This is a genomic window from Synechococcus sp. H60.3, assembly GCF_047462295.1.
In the GTDB taxonomy this organism is placed as follows: domain Bacteria; phylum Cyanobacteriota; class Cyanobacteriia; order Thermostichales; family Thermostichaceae; genus Thermostichus.
The window spans coordinates 1-5776 of sequence record NZ_JANSIY010000136.1; the positions used below are offsets into that span (position 1 = coordinate 1).

At 60.4% G+C, this 5776-nt stretch carries 7 protein-coding genes and 1 pseudogene; 7 read left to right on the forward strand and 1 reads right to left on the reverse strand.

Features of this window, described 5'->3' with window-relative positions:
• Positions 1-169: 169 nt before the first annotated feature.
• The 5 genes from NW841_RS11515 to NW841_RS11535 all read left to right on the forward strand — a co-directional run bounded on the left by NW841_RS11515 (position 170) and on the right by NW841_RS11535 (position 2861).
• A complete protein-coding gene (locus NW841_RS11515) occupies positions 170-814 on the forward strand; it encodes a hypothetical protein (RefSeq protein WP_414386484.1) in 645 nt (214 codons plus the stop codon).
• Positions 815-820: 6 nt separating this feature from the next.
• Positions 821-1510 carry an NAD(P)/FAD-dependent oxidoreductase gene (locus NW841_RS11520; RefSeq protein ID WP_414386493.1) on the forward strand — a complete coding sequence of 230 codons (690 nt, stop codon included), beginning with the start codon at positions 821-823 and terminating at the stop codon, positions 1508-1510.
• Positions 1511-1548: 38 nt separating this feature from the next.
• On the forward strand, positions 1549-2037 hold the full coding sequence (gene sufU, locus NW841_RS11525) for a Fe-S cluster assembly sulfur transfer protein SufU (protein WP_414386487.1): 489 nt from the start codon (positions 1549-1551) through the stop codon (positions 2035-2037).
• A 335-nt stretch (positions 2038-2372) separates the two neighbouring features.
• Positions 2373-2579: a hypothetical protein gene (locus NW841_RS11530; protein ID WP_414372026.1), complete on the forward strand. Its 207-nt coding sequence runs from the start codon at positions 2373-2375 to the stop codon at positions 2577-2579.
• Positions 2580-2633: 54 nt separating this feature from the next.
• Complete coding sequence (locus tag NW841_RS11535; protein WP_414386489.1) at positions 2634-2861, forward strand: hypothetical protein; 228 nt, start codon at positions 2634-2636, stop codon at positions 2859-2861.
• 129 nt (positions 2862-2990) lie between these two features.
• Here the strand turns inward: NW841_RS11535 and fba are convergent, their stop codons facing one another.
• The gene (gene fba, locus NW841_RS11540; protein WP_414365408.1) at positions 2991-4070 is read right to left on the reverse strand and encodes a class II fructose-bisphosphate aldolase; all 1080 of its coding nucleotides are present in this window, start codon (positions 4068-4070) and stop codon (positions 2991-2993) included.
• A gap of 371 nt (positions 4071-4441) precedes the next feature.
• Here fba and NW841_RS11545 point away from each other — a divergent pair, with 371 nt between their 5' ends.
• Positions 4442-5041 carry a hypothetical protein gene (locus NW841_RS11545; protein ID WP_414386491.1) on the forward strand — a complete coding sequence of 200 codons (600 nt, stop codon included), beginning with the start codon at positions 4442-4444 and terminating at the stop codon, positions 5039-5041.
• 120 nt (positions 5042-5161) lie between these two features.
• Positions 5162-5776, forward strand: a pseudogene (locus tag NW841_RS11550) (hypothetical protein); the annotation flags it as partial.

Consider the following 5776-nt stretch of genomic DNA (forward strand, 5'->3'; position numbering starts at 1 on the left):
CAAGCTGGAGCAGGCCATCGATCACTTTCGCTCGGCTTTGGAAATTTCTCCCAACTTCCCCGAAGCCAGAGGGAGCCTGCAGCGGCTTCTCTCCAAGCAGATGGAAGAGGTGCATACCGACCTACTGCCCGTGTAAAGATGGGAGCTGATCGACGCTGAGGGATCCCGGTTGCCGCCCGACAAGATGCGCGCCCGCCTGCGAGAGGTTACCGCTCCAGCCATGAAGGGATCCCTGCCCACTGTGGTCTTGGCCGGATGTGGCTATGGAGCCATCGATGCCCTGCGGGCCCTCAAAGGGCAAGCGCGGGTGATCGCCATCAATCCCCACCCCTACATCGTCAACTCGGGCATGTCCACGCGGCTGCTGAGCGGTCGGTTTTCCCTGGATCTGGTGCGGATCCCGCTGCTGGAGCACGTTCAAGCCAATGGTGCCCAGTTTCTGCCGGGACGAGTAACCCACATGCAGCCGCAGGCGCAAACCCTGACCCTGGAAGGCGCAGGCGGGATCCAAACCCTTGCCTACGATTACCTGTTGGTGAATGTGGGGCGGGAGCTGCGTCCCATCGACGGGATGCAACATGCCTTCGCCATTCGACCGGCGGAGCAACTGGTGGCCGCCCAAACCTGGATCCGGCAGTGCTGGCAGCGGGCGGCCCAGGGAGATCCGACGCCGGGCCTGCTGACCTTTGGGGTGGTGGGGGGAGGTTGCACCGGCCCAGAGCTGATGGGAGAGCTGTACGACCTCTGCCGCGAGACGAGCGCAGCAACGGGGATCCCTTTGGCGCGGGCCCGCCTGCTCCTGATCCATGGCTAGGCCCATCTGGTCGAGGGCTTCTCAGAACGCTTCCGCCAGGAGGTGGAAAGGGAGATCCGCCGCTTGGGGGTAGAGATCTGGGTGGAGCACCGGGTAAAAGCCTTCGGGCCAGCGCAAGTTTGGCTAGAGGATGGCAGCGAGCTGGTGGCCCAGACCCGCCTATGGGCGGGTGGGTTGCAGGCGCCCGCCTGGCTGAGAAGCTGCGGCCTGCCGCTGGGGCCGACGGGATCCCTGCTGGTGGATGAGGGCCTGCGGGTGCAGGGGGCAGAGCGCATCTTGGCCTTAGGGAACTGCGCCGACTTTGTCGGGGGATCCCGGCTCTTGCCCAAGATCGGCGTGTACGCGGTGTGCCAGGGGCCGATTGCAGCACAAAACCTGCTGCGGCTCATCCGCGGCCAACCCCTGCTTCCCTACCGACCCCAGGCCACTGTGTTTGTCTGTGTTACGGTGGGAAACCGCATTGCCGTCGCCGAGAAAGGCAGGTGGGCCTGGCGCGGCTACCTGGCCACGCTGCTGAAAAACCTGTTTGATTGGCTCTATATGCGCCAACGCAAGCCCGTGCGCTGGCAGGTATTCTTCTACGAAATCTCTACAGAGAACGGGGTTAAGATTAAGTTACAGACTGGCCGGAATGGGCTAGCTTCCTCGGCTTCTCGATCTCGACCCTATCGCCCTTCAATCCTCAAAAGCTCTTGACGCTCTCCGGCCCAAGCAGCGACCAAGCGGGAACAACAATGCCTCTCGATAACCTGCGCGGACTCTATCAGCAAGTCATTCTGGAGCGGTACAAAAAGCCCCGCAACTTCGGCAAAGTGGATCCGGTTCATCGCCACCAACGCGGCCACAACCCTTCCTGTGGCGACACCATCGACCTCACCTTGCAACTGGATCCGGATCAAGAGCGAATTGTCGATATCAAATTCGAAGGCGAAGGCTGCGCTATTGCCCTGGCCTCTGCCGATCTCATGGCTGACGCCGTGCGGGGGCGCACCATCCCCGAAGCGTTGCAGTTGGTGGATCACTTCCAAGCCATGATGCGCGGCGGCGCTGAGTTTCCGCGGGAGCAGCGGGCCTTGAACGCCATGAAGGGAGTTGCCCAATTTCCGGTGCGCATCAAGTGCGCCAACCTGGCCTGGCATGCCCTCAAACACGCGCTGGAATCGCCCGAACCCAGTGGATCCCCGGACAACCCAGGTTTTGTGAGCAACGAAGACACCGACTAGGTTTCGAGCTCTGAGCGGTAACGTAAGGGATCCCTGTTATCCAGGAAACTCCGAGGATCAGGGATGCCCAGGGTGCCTCTTTGGCTCGTCTGGGAGCCAATGGCCTCAGCAGCAAGCCCTTCAACGCCGCCACTCTGGCCGCTGCAATCGCAGCTCTGCTGAGCTGGGATCCCTGAACCTGCCCCCCCAGATCCGTAGGATCCCTGCCGCTATCCGCCAAATGGCGTAGAAAAATCCTATAAATCGCGTACGTAGATCCTCGGTGTTTTACGTTTTTTTACGGATATCCAGGCTATAATGAGGACGTGAACGTTGGAAATACGGAGGAAACGCAGATGCAAGCTGGTGTCGATCTAACGCTGGACTACCGTACTTACCGCATAGCGGCCCTGTTGAGCGAGAGCTTTTCTTTGGGAGCACTGCTGGGAGTGTCCCTCAAGTGGCAGGGTGAGGCCTCTTCTGAGGACGAGCCGCGGGCCGGGGTTTCCCGCCTCTCGCCGGAGCAGATTGAGCAGCGCTATCTCGTTCCTCGGCGCAAGTGACTGTCCTCCCGTAAAACCAGCTTTTGAACGCTAACCCCTCAAACGGAAAAGGTCATGAACACCGGTCTTGATTTTCCTCCTGTTGCTTCCAGCATTCAAGAAATTGTGGAGCAGGCGCTCTGCAGCGGCTTCCTCAGCCTAGGACAAGAAAACCAGATCAACGAGCTGCTCTTTCAGCGGCGCTACTCTGAGCCCGACCTGGAAATGCTGGATCGCCTGACTTTGGCGTTGCTGAACCAGCAAATCGAAGCGGACAAACCTCCTGTAGCAAAAGCTGCCTGACCGCCAAAACGCATCAAGTTCCTCCAAAGCAACAGGGGATCCTCTGCGGATCCCCTTACCTGTCGATTGAGCTAGAGTCTCCTCAGCAAACGCCGAGGAGTTCTGGGCTGCAGCGGCTGGGTATGAGGGCTAGACCGCGACGGTCTTCTTCACCTGAGCTGCCAAGGCACCAGAAGCATACTTGGCTGCCATCTCATCCAAGGTAACCACCGGAACCTTGGTGCCATGGCCGGCACAGCCAAAGGCGATGTAGCGCTCAGCGCACACTTTTTGCATTTCCTTAATAGAAGGCTTGAGGAAAGAGCGGGGATCAAAGTCTTTCGGATTTTCGGCCAGGGCGCGGCGCACGGCAGCCGTGATGGCCAAGCGGTTGTCGGTGTCGATGTTGACTTTGCGCACCCCGTTTTGGATGCCCCGCTGAATTTCTTCCAGCGGCACGCCGTAGGTCTCGGGGATGGAGCCGCCGTACTGGTTGATGATGTCGATCAACTCCTTAGGCACCGAGGAGGAACCGTGCATCACCAGGTGGGTGTTGGGCAGGCGGCGGTGGATCTCGGCGATGCGCTCCATGTCGAGAATGTCGCCGGTGGGCTTGCGGGAGAACTTATAGGCGCCGTGGCTGGTGCCAATGGCTACAGCCAGCGCATCCACCTGAGTTCGCTCCACAAAGTCCACCGCTTGGTCGGGGTCGGTGAGCAGTTGGTCGTGGCTGAGGGCCCCTTCAGCACCGTGACCATCTTCTGCTTCGCCACGGCCTGTCTCCAGGGATCCCAGGCAGCCCAGTTCCCCTTCCACGCTCACGCCGACCGCGTGGGCCACCTTGACTACCTCGGCAGTAACGGCCACGTTGTACTCGTAGCTGGCCGGCGTTTTGGCGTCTTCTTTGAGGGAGCCATCCATCATGACGCTGGTGAAGCCGTTGCGGATGGCAGAGTAGCAGGTGGCGGGGCTGTTGCCGTGGTCTTGGTGCATGGCGACGGGAATGTGGGGGTAGGTCTCCACCGCCGCCAGGATCAGGTGGCGCAAAAAGTGCTCGCCCGCATACTTGCGCGCCCCTCGAGAGGCTTGCAGGATGACCGGACTGTTGGTTTCATGGGCAGCTTGCATGATTGCTTGGATCTGCTCCATGTTGTTGACGTTGAAAGCCGGAATGCCGTAGCCGTGTTCGGCGGCATGATCCAGCAAGATGCGCATGGGAACAAGAGCCATCGCTTACCTCCTGAGGTGCTGACCTAATGCGTGTGAGATTTGCTTACCGTTAATCTTAAGGTATCTTTCACGTTTTGCGGGATGTAACCCTGGAGATTTGGGGATCTCGCCAAAGCATCCTTGCTACTATTGGCCGCCATGCTCGCGCTCAGGCGCAACGGTTCTGTGGTGCCCTCCAGATACACTAGACGTGGGTAGAGCGCGGTGCGCTCCGAGGCAAAGGTCGCCTTGTCTACACTCGCCTGTTTACTTTTAGCTTTTTGTGGACGTTATTTTTGCCTTTTGTTTTGCATTTTGTGTTGTTTGTCCGGAGGATTGAGAAGGTGCATTGCAATCCGTGGCCGATCCTGGGCGCGAGCTGGGGAGAGACTTTGTCCCGCCGGATGGGTTTGGCCATAGCCTGCTGGGCAGTGGCGGGCCTTCAATCGGCGGCATGGGGGATCCCTGGACAATCGCCAAATCAGGTGGCTGCCTGGGTAAGAGACAACCCGGTACTGCGGCCCCGTCCGGGCGAGACGCTAAACATCCAGCGGGTGGAGCCAGATGGATCCCGGTTTACCTTTTTGGCCTCGGTGGCTCCGCCAGGACGGATCATCAACCCGCTGGATCGGGAGACGATTCGCTCGGAGCGCATGACCTTCTTTCGCCCACAAGGGCTGACGGCGGAAGATCTCTTTCAGGCGATTCGCGAGGTCTATGGGTCGGAGATTGCCGCCGATTTGGATCAAGCAGTGGAGGTCATCCGCTACCCGGCTCCTGAGACGCTGGCTCGGAATCCCGGCTACAGCCTTGCCTTGGCCACCCAAGGTGTGGTGCTGCGGGGAAAGCAATTCGTCTATTGGCTGGAGCTGACGCAAAACCCCGATGGTCGCGTGCAGCAAGGGCAGGTGTGGGTGTTCCAAGAAGAATGGCTTCCTAAGGTGGAAGGGGAGTTGGCCGAGCGCTTTCCCCTACAGGTGAGGAGCCGCTGAGCTGGCCCTCAGGCAGACGGAGGTTTGCGGCTGCTAGGATCCGCCTCTGAATTCAGCAGCAGCCACGTTGCCTAGGAGGGCTAGGCCATACTGACAGCCAGGGGGTAGGGGGGCACGGCTGTGGTTTTGCTGGTTGGCCTCACGTTGTTCGGCAGCGCTTTTTGCCTTTTTTGGGGGCAGTTGTTGCTGGGCAAATTGCTGCTGCCGCTGTGGGGGGGATCCCCCCTGGTGTGGAATACCTGCCTGGTCTTTTTCCAGCTTGCTTTGCTGCTGGGCTACCTGTGGGCAGACCGGCTGGGGCGAGGGCTCGATCCCGGCCTGGGCGTGCTGCTGCACGGGGGCCTCTTGCTGGTGGGGCTGAAGTTTTTGTCCTTTGAGTTCGGGATCCCTGGCCAACGGGAAGAGGTCTTTCCTTCCCTAGCTCTGTTGGCTGACTTGACGGCGAGGGCGGGAGTACCCCTGGTTCTTCTGTCGGGGACGACGCCGTTGCTGCAGCGGGCGCTGGGAGGGGTGAAAAGGGATCCCTACGGGCTCTACGTGGCCAGCAATGCCGGCAGCCTAGCGGGGCTTCTGGGTTATCCGCTGCTCTTGGAGCCGCGGTTGTCTTTGTCGGGGCAAACCCACCTGTGGACGGGATCCTACGCCCTAGTCGCAGCGCTGGTGCTGCTGGGTGGGGTGGGGCTGCTGCAGCAAGCGCGGGGGGTGGCTTTCCAACGAACCGCTCCAGCTCAGGGG